14 protein-coding genes are annotated in these 16,195 nt (G+C 57.1%); 7 read left to right on the forward strand and 7 right to left on the reverse strand.

The features are described from left to right. The 5 genes from GOV53_RS05085 to GOV53_RS05105 all read right to left on the reverse strand — a co-directional run bounded on the left by GOV53_RS05085 (position 1) and on the right by GOV53_RS05105 (position 4,817). Complete coding sequence (locus GOV53_RS05085) at positions 1-1,032, reverse strand: branched-chain amino acid ABC transporter permease (RefSeq protein ID WP_170464589.1); 1,032 nt, start codon at positions 1,030-1,032, stop codon at positions 1-3. Further along, complete coding sequence (locus tag GOV53_RS05090; RefSeq protein ID WP_170464590.1) at positions 1,033-1,755, reverse strand: ABC transporter ATP-binding protein; 723 nt, start codon at positions 1,753-1,755, stop codon at positions 1,033-1,035. It abuts the gene before it with no gap. Beyond that, positions 1,748-2,512, reverse strand: coding sequence for an ABC transporter ATP-binding protein (locus GOV53_RS05095; protein WP_170464591.1), 765 nt, complete (start codon positions 2,510-2,512; stop codon positions 1,748-1,750). The genes GOV53_RS05090 and GOV53_RS05095 overlap by 8 nt, the downstream gene beginning before the upstream one ends. A gap of 74 nt (positions 2,513-2,586) precedes the next feature. Continuing rightward, positions 2,587-3,762 (reverse strand): substrate-binding domain-containing protein, encoded by a 1,176-nt coding sequence (locus tag GOV53_RS05100; protein WP_170464592.1) that lies wholly within the window; start codon positions 3,760-3,762, stop codon positions 2,587-2,589. Between the two features lie 296 nt (positions 3,763-4,058). Next, entirely contained in the window at positions 4,059-4,817 is a 759-nt protein-coding gene (locus tag GOV53_RS05105; RefSeq protein ID WP_170464593.1) for a helix-turn-helix domain-containing protein, read from the reverse strand. A gap of 483 nt (positions 4,818-5,300) precedes the next feature. On the opposite strand from GOV53_RS05105, the gene GOV53_RS05110 reads away from it, so the two are divergent. After that, the gene (locus tag GOV53_RS05110; RefSeq protein WP_367648753.1) at positions 5,301-6,959 is read left to right on the forward strand and encodes a sulfatase-like hydrolase/transferase; all 1,659 of its coding nucleotides are present in this window, start codon (positions 5,301-5,303) and stop codon (positions 6,957-6,959) included. 188 nt (positions 6,960-7,147) lie between these two features. Here GOV53_RS05110 and GOV53_RS05115 read toward each other — a convergent pair whose 3' ends face one another. Then, complete coding sequence (locus tag GOV53_RS05115) at positions 7,148-8,038, reverse strand: DUF2950 family protein (RefSeq protein ID WP_170464594.1); 891 nt, start codon at positions 8,036-8,038, stop codon at positions 7,148-7,150. Between the two features lies 1 nt (position 8,039). Beyond that, positions 8,040-9,347: a DUF3300 domain-containing protein gene (locus GOV53_RS05120; RefSeq protein WP_170464595.1), complete on the reverse strand. Its 1,308-nt coding sequence runs from the start codon at positions 9,345-9,347 to the stop codon at positions 8,040-8,042. A 224-nt stretch (positions 9,348-9,571) separates the two neighbouring features. On the opposite strand from GOV53_RS05120, the gene GOV53_RS05125 reads away from it, so the two are divergent. From GOV53_RS05125 to urtE, 6 genes are all read left to right on the forward strand, one after another. Further along, positions 9,572-9,913, forward strand: a complete 342-nt coding sequence (locus GOV53_RS05125) for a hypothetical protein (protein WP_170464596.1) — start codon at positions 9,572-9,574, stop codon at positions 9,911-9,913. 286 nt (positions 9,914-10,199) lie between these two features. Beyond that, the gene (urtA, locus tag GOV53_RS05130; protein WP_170464597.1) at positions 10,200-11,474 is read left to right on the forward strand and encodes an urea ABC transporter substrate-binding protein; all 1,275 of its coding nucleotides are present in this window, start codon (positions 10,200-10,202) and stop codon (positions 11,472-11,474) included. A 67-nt stretch (positions 11,475-11,541) separates the two neighbouring features. After that, positions 11,542-13,497 (forward strand): urea ABC transporter permease subunit UrtB, encoded by a 1,956-nt coding sequence (urtB, locus tag GOV53_RS05135; protein WP_170464598.1) that lies wholly within the window; start codon positions 11,542-11,544, stop codon positions 13,495-13,497. Positions 13,498-13,507: 10 nt separating this feature from the next. Continuing rightward, positions 13,508-14,761 carry an urea ABC transporter permease subunit UrtC gene (gene urtC / locus GOV53_RS05140; RefSeq protein WP_174823369.1) on the forward strand — a complete coding sequence of 418 codons (1,254 nt, stop codon included), beginning with the start codon at positions 13,508-13,510 and terminating at the stop codon, positions 14,759-14,761. Beyond that, positions 14,758-15,498 (forward strand): urea ABC transporter ATP-binding protein UrtD, encoded by a 741-nt coding sequence (gene urtD / locus GOV53_RS05145; protein WP_170464599.1) that lies wholly within the window; start codon positions 14,758-14,760, stop codon positions 15,496-15,498. Before urtC ends, urtD begins: the two co-directional genes overlap by 4 nt. Continuing rightward, complete coding sequence (gene urtE, locus GOV53_RS05150; protein WP_170464600.1) at positions 15,488-16,195, forward strand: urea ABC transporter ATP-binding subunit UrtE; 708 nt, start codon at positions 15,488-15,490, stop codon at positions 16,193-16,195. Before urtD ends, urtE begins: the two co-directional genes overlap by 11 nt.

A 16,195-nucleotide genomic window follows, 5' to 3' on the forward strand; every position in this document is an offset into this window, starting at 1 on the left:
TCACTTCGCCTTCACTACAGGCAGCATGCCTTGTGGCCGCCACATCAGGATTGCAGTCATCAGCGCGATGTTGGACACAAGCGCCAGTTTCGGTTCAAGGAACGCGACGTAGTTCTGCAAAAGCCCAACCAGCAGCGCGCCGATAAAAGCTCCTTCGACCGAGCCAAGGCCACCGATAATTGCCACGATGAAAACAAGAACCATCATGCGTTCGCCCATGCCCGCAGTGATAACCTCTTGATAAAGGCCCCACATCACACCGCCCAAGCCAGCAAGCGCTGATCCGGCGATGAAAACGCCAACGAAAACCACGCGCAGACGATACCCCAGCGCTTCGACCATCGGGCCGTTTTCGACGCCTGCCCGCACGATCAGACCGATCTTGGTACGGCGCAGGATCATGCGCATGGCGATGAACAAAACAGCGCCGATCCCCACGGCGAGAAGGCGGTACTTTTCCATCGCAGCGCCTGCAAAGGTGATCGCGCCTTTCAGCATTTCGGGGCGGTTGATAAAGATCTCATCCGGGCCCCAGATCACATGGATCAGCTGTTCGATCACGATCAGGCCGCCGACGGTGACAAGGATTTGCTTCAGGTGTGCGCCGTAGACGGGTTTGACGATAACTCTTTCGAACACCCAGCCCAACGCGCCAGTCACAGTCATCGCTGCTACAACCGCAAGGAAAACCGCGGACATGTTGAGCAGCAGCGAGGTCGCACCGGTCCAGTCGCCAAGCGCAATCAGGACCGAGACCCCGACGAAGGCCCCGACCGACACGAATGCGCCGTGGCCAAAGTTGATGACATCCATCAGGCCAAACACCAGCGTAAGCCCGGATGCCATGATGAAGATCATCATCCCCATGGCGAGGCCCGACACCGTCAAAGTCAGCCAGGACGATGGCGCGCCGATCGCGAAGAACCCAAGCACCACCAGGATCGGGATCAAGAGAAACGGCATCGCCTTGTCCAGACGCTCGCCCAGCGATACGTCTGCGAAGGTGGGTCTATGATCAGGAGCGGCCGTCATTCAGTGCGCCTCCATGCTCAAACCCATCAGGCTTTCCTGAAGGTCTTTGTTGCTTGCAAGTTCCGCCATGGCCCCGGTCCAGATTACGCGCCCGTCATCCATGACTACGGCGCTGTCCCCAAGGGCTTTGGCGACCGAAAAATTCTGTTCCACCAGAAGGATCGAACGCCCCTGTGCCTTTAGGTCACGCAGAGCGTTTGCCATGGTCGCAATGATGGCGGGTGCCAGGCCCTTGGTGGGCTCATCAATCAGATACAGTTCGCGGTCTTCGGCCATAGCGCGGGCGATAGAGAGCATCTGCTTTTGCCCCCCCGACAGGTTTCCGGCTTCGCTGTTCCAGAAGGTGCCCAGTGCCGGAAACGCACCTAGCAGCCACTCTTTCCGTTTTGGGTCAAGCGGACCAGAGCTGGCACCCAGCACCATATTTTCTTCGACCGTCAAATCGCTGAAGATGCCCATATCCTCGGGCACAAAGCCAATGCCTGCGCGGGCGCGGGCAGAGACTGGCATGCGTTTCAGGTCCTGCCCGTTATAGAGTATTTCGCCCGACTTCGCGGTCCATTGCCCCATGATCGTCTTGAGCGTCGTGGTTTTGCCCACGCCATTGCGGCCAAGCAGCATGGTCACCTCGCCACGTGGCACCTCAAAGTCGACACCTTGCAGAATGTGGTATTGCGCGATGTCGGTATAGACATCTTTCAGTGTCAGGATTGGGTCAGACATGATCCAGCTCCTTGCCCATATAGGCTTCTTGTACCACGGCCGAGGCCATGACTTCGGCGGGCGGACCGTCAGCAGCCAAGGCGCCATTGTGCAAAACGATAATGCGGTCAGCCAGGGTGCGGATCACGTCGAGCTTGTGTTCGACAAGCAGCACCGTTTTGCTCGTATCGGCCTTGATCTCGGCAATCAGGTCCAGGATCACCGGGGCCTCATCCACGCTCATGCCTGCGGTCGGTTCGTCGAACATGTAAACCAGCGGGTCGAGGCCAATAAGCATGGCCACCTCCAGCTTTCTCTGATCGCCATGCGAAAGTTCGGTCACCAGTTGGTCTTTCTGAGTATCAAGGCGAACCCGTTCCAGAATTTCGCTGGCTTCCGCAGTCAATTCTGTGTGGCTGTCAGCCATTGAAAACAGCCCAAAGCCATTGTGTTTACGCGACTGGATAACCAACCGAAGGTTTTCAAGAACCGAGAGGTCGGGAAACAAGTTGGTCAATTGAAAGGCGCGCCCCAGACCACGACGGCAGCGTTCGGCGACGCCCAGGCGGGTGATGTCCTGACCTTTCAGGGTCACCGTTCCGGCGGTCGCCGCGATCTGACCTGAGATCAGGTTAAAGTACGTCGTCTTGCCTGCGCCATTGGGTCCGACAATCGCCGTCAGCTCTCCGGCGGGGAATTTGCAGGTCACCGCATCCACGGCCACATGCCCACCAAAGCGCACTGTAAGTGCGTCAGTTTCCAAAAGTATCTGGGTCATTGGATGAAGTCCTAAGGTCCCGGGGCGGGAAAAACGAACCGCCCCGGTTTCATGCGACAGGCTGAGGTCGCGGATTACTGATTGCGAACCGGGATTTCCATCTCGTCCATGCCGATCTCACGAACCAGAACCGGCACGCCATAGTCCTTGCCGTCCTGAATTTCGGTGCGGAAATGGTACATGGTCTGCATTGCCTGGTGGTCTTCCGGACGGAACATCATGGTGCCTTTGGGCGTTTCCCACGTAAGCCCTTTCATCGCCGCAACCAACGCTTCGGTATCTTCGGCACCACCGGCTTTTTTGATCGCTTCAACAATGGCGATGCCGGAAGCCATGCCACCAGCGGTAAAGAAATCGGGCGGGCTGTCGAAACGCTCAAAATGCGTTTTGACTAGCCAGTCATTCACCGGGTTTTGCGGGATCTCATAGTAGTAATATGTGGCACCTTCCATGCCAGGCAGTTCTTTGTACGCTTTCAAAGCTGCAAGGATGTTCCCGCCAGTGGCAATCTCAACACCGAAGCGGCTGGGCTCCATCGCGTTGATCTTGCTCATGGGGTTGCCGCCCCCGGCCCAGATGATGAACAGCTTCTTTTCGCCCTCGACCTCACTCATCGCATTGAAGATGCGTTCTGCGGCCGCGGTGAAATCCGTCGTGTCGGTCGGCACATATTCTTCATGTGCCAGTGTCGCACCGGTGCCTTCCAAAGCTTCCTTGAACGCGGCCACGCCATCACGACCAAAAGCGTAGTCCTGCGCCAAAGTTGCAACGGCGACGTTCTCACCGCCCAAGGCTACCGCGTTCGCGATTGCATCCTGAGACGAGTTTCGGCCGGTGCGGAAAATATATGGGTTCCAGTTCGCGCCCGTGATCGAATCCGCCACAGCGGGCTCTACGATCAACACACGCTCATACTCCTCGGCGACGGGCAGCATCGCCAAGGCGACACCAGAGCTGACCGGGCCAACGGCGATATGGGCATCATCGTCGCCATAAGCCTCCTCCAGTTGCGCGCGGCCAATGTCCGGCTTCAACTGAGTGTCTTTTTCGATGATGACGATCTTCTCGCCATTGATCTCCATCGTGCCATCGGTGGCGTATTCCAGCCCCAGCTTCAGACCATTGTGGGATTGGGCCGCGTAGGCCTCAAAAGGTCCAGTTTTGCCGTAGACATGGGCAATTCTGATTTCCGCGATCGCCGTCGACGATATCAACGCGCCGACAGCGGTTAGTGCAAGCATGCGCAACATAAAGGCTCCTCCCGTTTTCCTCACGAAGATATGAAACATGAATCAGCATTCATGTCAAAGACATTTGTCCTGAGAAGCCGTCAGCAAGGCAATCACACCCCGATAGTCCGCTGCCGGATTTTGCGAAATTCGGCGCCTACGACGGCCAAGCGGACGAAGCTGCCTCAAGCGCGAAGACGCCGTGTTCGGGTGAAACTCTGTTCAGTCTTTGTGGGGACAGCTATCGAGCTATGGAGCGCAAAGATCGAGTGGTTAGGGTGGCTAAAATACGTTGAGTGGCAACCCAGAGGGCATATCTACAAGCCCCTTGTCTCAGACGGCAACTCGCGGAAAAACCGCCTGTAGTCCCGCGCGAACTGACCCATATGCCAAAATCCGCGCCGATTCGCAGCGTCGTTTATCGTGCCATCGAAAGAACCGGTCAAAAGGTCCTCTCGAACGCGGCTCAACCGAAGACGCACATAGTATGACTTTGGGCCAAGTCCGAACTGTTCTTTGAACGCGCGATCCAAAGTTCGCCAAGACGCCCCGCTTTCCTTGCAAATCTCTTCAATCGAAACCGGATCTTCCAGGTTGGCAGCCATCAGGTCCATTGCACGATCAACAGCACGCCGTCTGCTAGCCGCCTGACTTCTGTCAAAATGCGCTTCGTTGTCCGTCAGAATACTCAGGGCTTCAAGCATCAGAGTTTCCTCTGTTTCCTCAGACCACTGCGCATCTGCGCTAGTCAACAGCCCGGATACGAGATGTTCCAATTGCGCCATGCTGGCCAAACCTGCTTTGGACCTAAGTTTGTGTGCGTCCGGATTATCGTGTTCCAGATGAAACCCACAGGTTTCTGCTAGTTTCTCCAGCCGATCGGTTTCAAACGAAACAACGTTGCCCGTGAATCCGGCTGTTGAAATACCGTCGAACCCATCACTGTCTCCGAAGGACAGGAATGCGCCATCGGTGACGTCCTTTGATTGCCACTTGTCGACAGCGCCATTTGACGGAATTCCGAACGTTACCCACCCTTTCGGCGAAACACCACGTTGGTGAACACGTTGGTTCATTGCAATGTTCAAGGCTGACACCGAGCGCCCGGAGCGCACTGTTACTCTCGTGGATAATCGCCCTGGATCAAGCTGTCGAAAGTCAATGTCCCAGGGCGTAAAGTCCCCGATCATATTGGGATGGTCGAAATTCAGCACGACTGCGGGCATCACCCCATCCGCTATGGCAGGGTCAGCCTTTTGCAAATTTGGCGAATTCTTGATGTGGTCCATTCCCAAAGCCTGACACTTTACCGGTAATGTAGCGAATTCGAACCGTAGGGAGTCAAGTGTCAGCTAAAACTCCAAACCTTGCCACCATGGGCCGACCACGGCTGCCGGAGGCCGATGCTCGATCAGAGCGCGTGGTGACGTTTCTCACGCCACCGGAACATCGGCGGCTATCTGAGCTGGCACATCAGTCAAATCAATCTATTTCAGCCAAATGCCACGAACTGATTGTTCAGGCGATGAGCTTCACGGATATAAAAGGGGGAAAGAAGGGTGACTAGTGTTATTCACAAGACTGGGGTTCTAGCCTGTTTGCTGGCTGCGCTCGCCGCCACGCCAGCGGCCGCTCAACAAGACGCAATTGTGCATGACGGTGAGTTTGAGTTCCTGCGCGCCCAATTTGGCGAGCAATGGGATGCGCAGGACATCGAGATCGAAGCGAGGTTGGCAGAAATTCGGGACGCCAACGGCGGCAAACCCCCTAATTTTCTGTACATCCTTATCGACGACATCAGCTTTGGCCAGATGGGAGAGCGCAAGCTCAACTACGTTATGGGCATCGAAACCCCGAACATCAATGACTTTGCCAACGAAGGCTTGTCGTTGATGCGTATGTACACCGAACCCTCCTGCACGCCCACACGTACGGCCATGTTGACCGGTCGGCATCCCATCCGGGCCGGAGTAGAAGAGGTGAAAGTAGCTTTGGTGGGTGAAGGACTGCCTGCCGACGAAGTGACTCTGCCGGAAATCCTTAAACAGGCCGGGTACAACACCTCGCATGTCGGCAAATGGCATCAGGGCGATATTGAAGAGGCCTACCCGCACAATCAGGGCTTCGACTGGGCGGCGTTCCCGCTGCATCAACAGGTTCAGCTGAGCCTGATGACCCGCGAGGCGATGCAGGCGAACAATATGTTGGGCTATCACGCATCGGGACAGAACAACGCGTTTCTATTGGACGAACGATTCAAACCCTATGGATTGGTCACAGGTGTTGAAGCCGAGGCAGGCGGGACAGCGCGCGAGGTCGAAATGGCCGCGGGCGAAGAATGGACGCAAGCCAAATACGAAGAGATGAACGAGCGCTACCAGTCGCAGGCAATTGAACAGCTTGAGCGCGTTGCAGCGTTGGATGAGCCGTTTTTCCTCCAGTACTGGCCGCTTTACCCGCTGAATTTTGCCTATCCCGATCAGGCGTTGTCACGGAACGGAGGGTTCCACGCAGACAAGCTGCAGCTGCTGGACGGTTGGATCGGCGAAGTCCTGGCTGCACTGGAAGAGACCGGCGAGGCGGACAATACCATTGTCATGATCATGGCCGACAACGGGTTGATGTACCATTACGAGGGGACATCCGGGCTGAACCAACTGATCTATCGGGGTGGCAAGACCCAACACCTGGAAGGGGGCGTGCGCACCGATGCGTTCATTCGCTGGCCCGGCGTGATCGAAGCCGACAGTGCCGCCGGTGACATTTTCCACGTCTCGGATATCTACACCACAATCGCACGTATCGCGGGCGCCACAGACTTTATCCCGCGTGATCGTGTGATCGATGGGATCGACCAAACGGCACTGCTGCTGGAAGGAGAAGGAAACGGGCGTCGCGACTACGTTTATGTGTATGAGGGTCCGGTTTTGCGCTCGGTCGTCAAGCAAGAGTTCAAGATGCACTTGCCTGCGCCGGGTGCCCCCGGAGCGGCCGCGCCCACTTACAACATCTATCGCGACCCACGCGAAGAGCATCCGCTGGTTGGATACTCGCTTTGGGCAGGCGCGTCGTTTCAGGACATGATCAAGCGCCATCAGAAGATGATTGCCAAATATCCGAACTCGGAAATCGGAAAGGACATCCCCTATGGCGGTATCGATAACCTGCGACCCGAAAGCGAAGAGGCGCGGCAGGTCTTCATGAGCTGGCAAGAATAAACGCACCACGGCGCGCGGAACCTTCCTGCGCGCCGTCACAGAATAATGAACGGAATGCACTGAGGTGTCAGCTCAACGGGTCTATGTCAGGGGCGAACAACGCCTTGGGAACACATGACGCCCTGTCCCGACGCGGTCAAACCTCTGCCTGTTGTAAGACTGCGCATACTGTCATCTTGCTTCCGAACCTACTCGACTGGTGACCAGTCCGGACCCGGATCATAGGCAGAGATTTCAGCGGTACGTTCAAGCGTCTCCGGGCCAAAATCCGCCTCGTAGATTATGCCATTTTCCCCAACCAAAAAGGAATGAACGCCGGTTTCGCCATAGTCCGAGGGCACTGCCAGCAGTGCATGCCCCGAGACGAAATGGTCTCCGACAAAATAAGAGTACTCTCCGCCGGGCGCGTTCGATCCCTGACCCTGCAGGATCGTGTAGTAGTATCCCAGAAACGGTTCGGCTTCATAGTCGGCCTCACCGTCGCTCCACCCGGTTGCCGCCGCTCGGGCGAGTGCTGCTCCGACAAAGCTGTCTTCGTCTGGCCAGAATAGCCCGTCGCGCTCTCCGGGGTTTGAGATGATCGTCCGTGCGAACTCCATGACGCCATCGCCGTTGTGATCCACAAGACGGAACGCCGCTTGCAGATCAACATAGGCCTCAAGCAGATCGATCACTTCCAGCTCATTCAAACCGATTTCGCGGGCCGAAAGCTCTTCGATCCCGGCTTCAATATCGAAGTGCCACCCATCTCCCGATCGTAAAATTGGGATCGGGAAAGGCCAGCTGTCTTCACCAAGCAAAAGGACAACGCCATCATCCTCGGGCTGAAAGCGATAGCCTTCAGCATACATGCCAAGCACCTCTTGCCGTCTAGCCTGGTCTTCCGCTGGATCACCGGTGCCAATCAGGTCTTCGGCCTCTGGGCCAAATACCTCAAGCAGTTTGCTCTGATCGTTGGCTTGCAACGCACCGACAAAGGCATCCAACGCGGTTTGCGGCGTGTCAAACCGAGCCCCTTCCGAAAGCGCGGGGCCCGTGGTCGCGGCAAGCACCAAAACTGAGAATACTGATCTACGCATCTTATCGTCTCCGTGTGCCTTTGGCCGCGTGTCCCCGTCTGGATGCGTTATGTGTCCGGCTGCCGGACGCCTTTTTCTGCATCGCCTGCCCCCTTGATGCTGTGGGCTTGCGCTGAGTTGTCGTGGCCTTCCTGGTCCCGGTCTGCGGTCTTTGCGCAACCGGCCTGTTCGCGGCATCCGGACGTTTGGTGCGATCGATTGCCTGTTGTTTTGCAGCGGCCCTGTCTACGTCGACATTGCCGCGGTTAACTTGCGGCAGGGATAGGTCTCCACCGCCACGGTTCGCCAAAGCTCCGCCAGCGACCGCTCCTGCGCCAACTGCGGCTGCCGCGCCGGCGCGATCCCGGCTGATATCAGCGGCGCCGGATTCACGGCTCAGCTTTGCGCGCAGTTCGTCCGTTCGACCCTCAGGACGGTTGACCGGCAACTCACCGCGCCCACCTTCGCGTCTTTCGTGATCTGCAATTCTTTCTCGGGCTTCCTTCTGGCGTTCCGGATCGGGCTTCCAGCCAACATCCGTGCGGTCGCCCAGATCGATGTCATTGCCAATATTGACGTTGCCATCGACGTCAATGTCGATGTCCGGGTTTCGGTAGATCGGCCCCCCGCCCCAGCCACCACAATTTCGGCAGCCCCAGTAGCCGTACCAGCCATCATCGTCATCAAAGATCTCGTCGATCAGGGCCACTGCGCCGAAAGTCAGCAAAGCCGCGCCCACGACGTCTCCGGTCGACGGGCCGGTGTAGACCGTCGCGGGATTATACTGAGGAACATACACCGTTTCAGGCTGTGTCGGCGTGATTACAACCGTATCGTCGTCTGACACCTCGACAGTTTGTTCTGGCCCGGAAACAAGTGCACCACTGTCAATCGCCTGATCCCGCATCACCTGCACCGCGTCCATCACATCATCGGATTGGGCAAGCATCGCGGTGCCCACAGTTTCGGTCCAATCGATATGGGTGGCCATTTGCCCAACAACTTCGGGGAATGCCGTTGCCAGAACGCTGACCGAAGGGTCCCAGCCCATGGCGTTGATTTCAGGCTCAAGCTCAACAGGGTCGCGGTCGGCATTGTCCAACAGGTACCGCTCGGCCTTCACAATCTCCAGTGGCTGTGTTGCTGCGACGAGTATTTGGATCAGCAGCGTGTCGGGATAAAGCGCCACCGGGGCAACCAATGTCTGCAGCTCGGCATCGGTAAGTCGGTCGGACGTTTCTTCTGAAGCTGCAGCATCATCTGTGGCCTCTTGGGCAAACAGGGCAGTTGATGCGCAAAGACCGAGGGCAATTACTAGATATCTAAACATATTGCGATCCTTCGATTTCTTGAAAGATCACCCATGACTGCGATTCTTGCAACCGATGGAAACTGAGGGCGGACGCCCGATAAACCTGGGCGTTCAGCGCAAAGCAGGCCGTAGACAACAGAAAGGCGTTTCAAAAGTGCTGCCTTGACGGGCGCTTTTTCAGTTGCAATGTTCAATTTATGAGCGCTTTGAGAACAATTCTCCTTTCAATTCAGTGCTCCCTGATGTCTGCCGGGTTGCTTTCCGCCGAAGGTGATATGGTTAAATCCTTTGCAGGTTGTGCAGGGCGCTTCTCGGCTGAAATGGAACATGCGTGGCTTTTGAACGATGCAAAAGCTCAGGACTATGAACTGCAGCGCGGCGGATTTGTGTCTTTGCTGGAAGCGACGACCACAGCAGAAAACGCCGAATTTGTCCTAAGCCACAGGGTGAATTCCAAACACGCGCACGCACGTTTGCTGCAAACCGCGACCTTTGGTTCAGACGAAACGAAGGCAAGTGCGGCGCGCCGTACCGCCAAGCAGTATTTGGATCAGTGTAACCTGTTGATCCTCGGCGGTGCATAAGAGACGCTTCGCTGCGCTGCCGCATTATTAAGCGGGACATGCTGCGCTGCCGCAAAATTAGGCAATACCCTCAATCTGTCCAGGAACTCGGGTCATGAGACTCTGAGTGCTGTGGAGAACTGTCCTAGCACTATGGAGTGCCGCAAGACGGCTTGGAACATGTGCGAAGGTGCCCGGCCTAGGAACCTGAAGACGCCCTCGCACACCGCAATTATGCGTGGGGGGTATATGGGACGTTTCGGCGCCCCGAACAACCCTGCTGCGCGTCGCATAAAAGGAAATGCTGATGCACACCAAACTTCTCACTACAACCGCCGCAGTCCTGTTGGCCAGTTCATTGCCTGCACTGGCCGATTGCCCGATCAAGGTTGGCGTCCTTCATTCGTTGTCCGGCACCATGGCGATTTCGGAAACCACGCTGAAAGACACGATGGAAATGCTGGTCGAACAGCAAAACGAAGCCGGTGGTCTTCTGGGGTGCGAGCTTGAAGCTGTCGTTGTAGACCCGGCCTCGGACTGGCCGCTGTTTGCCGAAAAGGCGCGTGAGTTGCTGACCGTGCACGAAGTTGACGTGATCTTTGGCAACTGGACTTCTGTTTCCCGCAAATCCGTCCTGCCGGTGATCGAAGAACTGAACGGCCTGCTGTTCTACCCGGTTCAGTACGAGGGCGAAGAAAGCTCGAAAAACGTTTTCTACACAGGCGCTGCGCCGAACCAGCAGGCGATCCCGGCCACGGATTACTTCCTGGATGAGCTAGAAGTTGAGAAATTTGCACTGCTGGGAACCGACTACGTCTATCCGCGGACCACGAACAATATCCTTGAAAGCTACCTGAAGCAGAAGGGCATCGCGGAAGAGGACATTTTCGTCAACTACACGCCGTTCGGTCATTCGGACTGGTCCAAGATCGTGGCCGACGTGGTCGCGCTTGGCGCGGATGGCAAAAAAGTCGGCGTGATTTCGACCATCAATGGCGACGCGAACGTCGGTTTCTATAAGGAACTTGCTGCAGCGGGCATCTCGGCTGACGACATTCCGGTTGTCGCCTTCTCGGTCGGTGAGGAAGAGCTGGCCGGTCTGGATACCACCAACCTCGTCGGTCACCTGGCGGCCTGGAACTATTTCCAATCGGCCGAAAGCGATGCGAACGAGGCATGGGTCGAAGCGTGGAAAGCCCGCATGGGTGAAGACCGTGTAACCAACGACCCGATGGAGGCCCATTATATCGGCTTCAACATGTGGGTGAATGCGGCGACCGCTGCCGACAGCACCGATGTCGATGCCGTTCGGACCGCCATGTACGGTCAGGAATTCCCGAACCTGACAGGCGGCACCGCTGTGATGCTGCCCAACCACCATCTGGCCAAGCCGGTCCTGATCGGTGAAATCCAGGAAGACGGTCAGTTCGACATCATCAGCCAGACCGAAGAAGTTCCGGGCGACGCCTGGACCGACTTTCTGCCTGAATCCGCCGTTCTCGTGTCGGATTGGAAAGAGCTGGGTTGCGGTATGTACAACACCGAAACCGAGAGCTGCGTACAGATCAAGTCCAACTACTAAGGTCTTAACCTGAATTCCTCGGGGCGCGCGACTTGTGCCCCGAGGCTTAATACAAAGGTCTTCCTAAATGACGCTTCCGTTCAGGCGGGCAGTGCTTGCCCTGCTGGTCCTTGTGGCCCCTACCCTTTTGCAAGCGCAATCCGCAGATGCCCCGGTGCAGCAGCTATTGCAGTCCCACGCGGAGGTGATCCAGAAATCCTCTCGCAAGACGATTGGCCCTGCGATCGACGCGCTGGCGCAAAGTGGGCTGCCGGAAGCGCAGACCGTTCTGGAGCGTTGGCAGGCCAAGGACATGTGGTTCAACAAAGAAACCGGTCTGTTTGTCTTTGCCTCAAAGGCTGACGGAGGGTTGCAGATTTTCGATGTATCTGACGGGGCCGAGATCGGGATTGTCGACAAAAAGGCATACAAACAACTCAAGCCCAATTCTGGTATTCGCGGGTTGATCGCGTCTGCTCTGGTGCAGTTTCAGCTGAACGACCCCAATCCCAGGACACGCGACGCTGCTTTGACAGCGATTGAGCGAGACGCCGAAGCGTCGCATCTGTCTGCCCTGCGGGGTTCCATCGAGGCTGAACAAGACGCCGACCTCAAGGCGCGCAAAGACCGGTTGGAGCGCTTGCTCACCATTCGCTTTGATGAGGGTGAGGCCGCGAGGCTTGCTGCAATCGACAGCTTTGTCGGCGATCTCGGTGTTGATGTCAGGGCAACGCTCAATCCTTTGGTTTTATCCGAAATCAAGGTCGCAGATGAAATCCCGGATGGCGCGGTTGGCATTGAGGTCGGATCAGACGAGTTGACCCAGGACCAGGCCTATAACCTGCTTGTCGCAAATGGGTTGGCCCCGGAACCAGTGGATGCCGCAGCGGTAAAGCAAACCCTGATCGCCAACATAAACGGCGATACCGTTGCGGGTGTACAAGTGGCGAGCCTTGACGAGGACGCCGCCCGAGAAGCCGCGTATCAGGTGTTGGCCCAGCAAGGTCTGGCGGCCCCGCTGGTGACACAGGTAGATATTGCCGAAGCCGTTCAAAAGCATAAGTTTTTCAAGGTTTACGTGTCGGCCCCCCTTCCCATCGCCCTTGCTGCGCAGGCGGCTTTGGACAAAATCGAAACGCAGGTTGCTTTGAACCAGACAGCGGATTTGGTGTTGGACGCGTTGTCTCTGGCCTCGATCTATTTCCTTGCGGCGATCGGTCTTGCGATCACCTTCGGGGTCATGGGCGTGATCAATATGGCGCATGGCGAGTTCATCATGATGGGCGCCTATACCGGCTATGTGGTGCAGTTGTTCATTCCTGACCTGACGCTTTCGATCCTTGTGGCCATTCCCTGCGCGTTTCTGGTGACCTTCGGGGCCGGTGTTCTGCTGGAGCGGCTGGTCATTCGGTGGCTGTATCACCGCCCGCTAGAGACGTTGCTGGCAACCTTCGGTGTTTCCATTGCCTTGCAGCAACTGGCCAAGAACATCTTTGGCACGCAGGCGCGCCCTCTGACGGCTCCGGGTTGGTTGGATGGGTCGATGGTTTTGAACGACATCGTGTCGATCAGCTACATTCGCATTGCGATCTTCGTTCTGGCGCTGCTGTTTCTGGCGCTGTTCCTTATTGTCATGAACCGAACCCGGCTGGGGCTTGAGGTGCGGGCTGTGACCCAGAACCCGCGCATGGCGTCCTCGATGGGCATCAACCCGGACCGGATCAACATGCTGACATTTGGTTTGGGCTCGGGCATTGCTGGCATCGCCGGCGTGGCCATCGGGCTTTACGCCAAAGTCACGTCCGAGATGGGCTCTGACTACATTGTGCAAAGCTTTATGACGGTGGTCGTCGGCGGCGTTGGCAACATCTGGGGCACGCTGCTGGGTGCGACGATGGTCGGAACGCTGCAAAAGGGGATTGAGTGGTTCAACCCCTCCAATACGCTGGCTGCGCAGACCTACATGATCCTTTTCATCATCCTGTTCATTCAATTCCGACCGCGCGGCATAATCGCGCTCAAAGGTCGGGCGGCGGAAGCGTGATATGGTTGACATGACTTCTACAGCCGAGCCGATACGCAAGCCGCTGGTGCTGCGTTATCCCTCTGTCGCGATCTTTCTGATCATCCTGTCCCTGTTTACGGCGATCATCACCGTTTTGGGCGAAGGGTTTGGCATCGGGCTGATTTCCACCAGCTTTATCAAAACCTTGGGCAAGACGCTGTGCCTGTGTCTTGCTGCGCTGGCGATGGATCTGGTGTGGGGATACACAGGTATCCTGTCGCTGGGGCACATGGCCTTCTTTGGCATTGGCGGCTATGCCATCGGCATGTGGCTGATGTACGCCCGTACCGAGATTATCGTGGTCGACAGCCTCGCGGCCTCTGCCTTGCCACCGACGGCCCAGGAAATCTCGGATGGTATCGCCACCCAGATTTTCGGCGTTGTCGGCGCGTCCGAATTTCCCCCGATCTGGGCCTTCGCACATTCCCTGCCGCTGCAACTGGCTGCCGTCGTGTTGGTGCCCGGTCTGCTGGCCCTTATCTTTGGGTGGCTGGCGTTTCGCAGTCGGGTGACCGGGGTGTACCTGTCTATCCTGACGCAGGCGATGACGCTGGCGCTGTCCCTGTACCTGTTCCAGAATGACAGCGGGTTGCGCGGGAACAATGGTTTGTCCGGGCTGCAGAACCTGCCGGGACTGGACTCGGTGCCGCAATCAAAAGTCTCGATCCTGTTCTTCTGGGCGTCCGCCTTGGCGCTTGGCCTTGGCTACCTTGTCTGCGCATGGGTGGTGTCCGGCAAATTCGGATCGGTCATTCGCGCCATCCGCGATGACGAAAGCCGCGTTCGGTTCCTTGGCTACTCGGTCGAGGCCTACAAGCTTTTCATCTTCACCTTCACCGCCGTAATCTGTGGTATCGCGGGCGCTTTGTACTATCCACAGGCTGGCATCATTAACCCGGCCGAAATTGCGCCCATCGCGTCGATCTATCTGGCCGTTTGGGTGGCGATCGGCGGGCGCGGACGGCTGTACGGCGCGGTGATTGGCGCGGCCTTTGTCTCGTTGCTGTCGACATGGTTCACAGGAGGCCAAGCCCCAGACATCTCGCTTGGGTTCTACACGATCCAATGGGTCGACTGGTGGACCATCCTGCTTGGGTTCTCGTTTGTTGCGGTCACGCTTTTCGCGCCCCGCGGCATAGGTGGACTGATCGACAAGCTTACGGAACGCCGCGCACCGGATCGACATGGGGCCGACCTGGGACCAGACCTTGGATCGCTGCGCGAAAAGGAGGCGAATGAATGAGCACGCTTCTCGAAGTCTCCGGCGTCTCCGTATCCTTCGACGGGTTCAAGGCGATCAACAACCTGACGTTCCAAATTGGTCCGGCCGAAATGCGCGCCGTCATCGGCCCGAACGGGGCGGGAAAGACGACGTTCATGGACATCATCACGGGCAAGACCAAGCCCGACGATGGTCATGTTTTGTGGGGCGAAAAGTCGGTCTCACTCCTGTCCATGAGCGAAAGTCAGATCGCGCAGGCCGGAGTGGGGCGAAAGTTCCAGCGACCGACTGTGTTCGAAGATCAAAGCGTTCGCGAAAACCTGATGCTTGCCCTGAAAAACAAACGCGGGCCGTTGGCCGTGCTGCGGTTCCGGGCGCGTCAGGCAGATCACGAGAAAGTCGCAACGCTGGCCGAGGAAATCGGACTGCAGAGCGCCTTGGACCGCAAAGCCGGTGAGCTTAGCCACGGGCAAAAGCAATGGCTTGAGATCGGGATGCTGCTGGCTCAGGACCCGCAATTGCTGCTGGTCGATGAACCTGCCGCTGGGATGACCCCGGCAGAGCGCAAGCATACGACCGACATTCTTGTCGAAGCGGCCAAAACCCGGGCCGTCGTCGTTGTCGAACACGATATGGAGTTTGTCCGTCGCCTGAACTGCAAAGTCACCGTGCTGCACGAGGGATCGGTTCTGGCCGAAGGATCGTTGGACCATGTCACCCGGAACGAAAAAGTAATCGAGGTTTATCTTGGGCGCTGACCTTCTGAATATCTCCGATCTGACCCTGCATTATGGCGGCAGCCAGATTTTGAACGGCGTCGACATTACTGCTCGTAAGGGTCAGGTGACCTGCGTGATGGGCACAAACGGCGTTGGAAAAACAAGCCTTTTGAAAGCGATATCCGGCACGCATCCGCGTAGCGGTGGCGACTATGTGCTGAACGGCGAAGAGATCGGCAATGCCACGTCTTTCGAACTCGCCAGAAAAGGCGTGGCCTACGTCCCGCAAGGGCGCGAGATTTTCCCGTTTTTGACGGTGCGCGAAAACCTTGAAACCGGCTTTGCCTGCCTGCCCCGCAGCGATCATACGATCCCAGATTATATCTTTGACCTCTTCCCGATCCTCAAAGAGTTCCTGTCGCGGCGCGGGGGCGACCTGTCGGGGGGTCAACAGCAGCAGCTTGCCATTGCACGTGCGTTGATCACAAAGCCAAAGCTGTTGCTATTGGACGAGCCGACCGAGGGTATTCAACCCAACATCATCAAGCAGATTGGCGAAGTCATTCGTCTTCTGCGCGATCAGGGTGATATGGCCATTATTCTGGTCGAACAGTATTTTGAGTTCGCCTATTCGCTTGGCGACGACTTTCTGGTGCTTGAGCGTGGAGCGCCATTCCTGCAGGGCGCCAAATCCGAAGTCGGAGAGGAACAGCTAAAATCCGCAGTATCGGTCTGA

The sequence above is a fragment of the Ruegeria arenilitoris genome, assembly GCF_013035315.1.
Lineage (GTDB): Bacteria > Pseudomonadota > Alphaproteobacteria > Rhodobacterales > Rhodobacteraceae > Ruegeria > Ruegeria arenilitoris_D.